The organism is Caballeronia sp. M23-90 (assembly GCF_053574605.1).
In genome coordinates this window covers 1-1,126 of sequence record NZ_JBSIPA010000863.1, presented here as the reverse complement: position 1 = coordinate 1,126, position 1,126 = coordinate 1, and the positions used below count along the sequence as shown (strand labels likewise).

Here is a 1,126-nt window from a genome sequence, read left to right as displayed (position 1 = left end):
CCATGATCTATTTTTTTGAGGCGGCGCAGGCATGGCTGCGCCGGTGTGCTACGTGTTCATCGGCCCAGCGCGGCCAGTACTGCTTCGCCCATCTCTCGCGTGCCGACTTTCTTCGTGCCCGGCTGATAGCTGTCATCTTCGTCTCCACATGGCGTGCATTTTGCCGCCATGATCTATTTTTTTGAGGCGGCGCAGGCATGGCTGCGCCGGTGTGCTACGTGTTCATCGGCCCAGCGCGGCCAGTACTGCTTCGCCCATCTCTCGCGTGCCGACTTTCTTCGTGCCCGGCTGATGGATGTCCGCGGTACGGTAGCCATCGGCGAGAACCGAACTTACAGCGCGGCGAATGCGGTCGCCCGCTTCGGGCAGGTCGAACGAAAGACGCATCATCATCTCGACCGAGAGGATCGCAGCCAGCGGATTCGCGATGTCCATCCCCGCAATGTCAGGCGCCGTGCCGTGTACCGGTTCGTACAAACCAAGCCGCCCGCTTGCAAGCGAAGCCGAAGGCAACATGCCGATGGAACCCGTCAGCATGGCGGCCGCGTCCGAGAGAATGTCGCCGAAGACGTTGCCCGTCACGATCACGTCGAACTGACGCGGGTTGCGCATCAGCATCATCGCGGCTGCATCCACGAAGGTGTGTGTCAGTTCCACGTCGGGATATTCCCGGCCGACTTCCGTCATGACCTCGCGCCAGAGCTGCATGGTTTCGAGCACATTGGCCTTGTCGACGGAGCAGACCTTGCGGTTACGCGTTCGCGCCGCACGAAAGGCCGCATGTCCGATTCGCCGCACTTCGGATTCGGTATATCGCATAGTGTTGACGCCGACCCGTTCGCCGTTTTCTATTGTTACGCCGCGCGGTTCGCCAAAGTAGAGGTCGCCGGTCAGCTCGCGCAGGATCAGGATGTCGAGGCCATCGACAATCTCGCGCTTGAGGCTCGAGGCATCGGCGAGTTCCGGGAAGAGAAACGCGGGGCGAAAGTTGGCAAAGAGACCCAGCGCTTTTCGCAGACGCAAAAGGCTCGCGCCCGGGCGCATGTCGAAGGGAATCTTCTCGTCGCCCGGTTCGCCTGCGGCGCCGAACAGGATCGCGTCGGACTTGCGCGCGATGTCGAGCGTA

General features: G+C 61.7%; 2 protein-coding genes. One reads left to right on the top strand and one right to left on the bottom strand.

All coding sequences use genetic code 11. From position 1 onward, the window contains the following. Window positions 1-185 (top strand): hypothetical protein (locus ACRXB1_RS36545; RefSeq protein WP_449494841.1); only part of this gene is annotated, 185 nt, incomplete at its 5' end. Window positions 186-222: 37 nt separating this feature from the next. On the opposite strand, the gene leuB is transcribed toward ACRXB1_RS36545, so the two are convergent. Next, the coding region (leuB, locus tag ACRXB1_RS36540) for a 3-isopropylmalate dehydrogenase (RefSeq protein WP_449494840.1) at window positions 223-1,126 on the bottom strand (904 nt) is incomplete at its 5' end.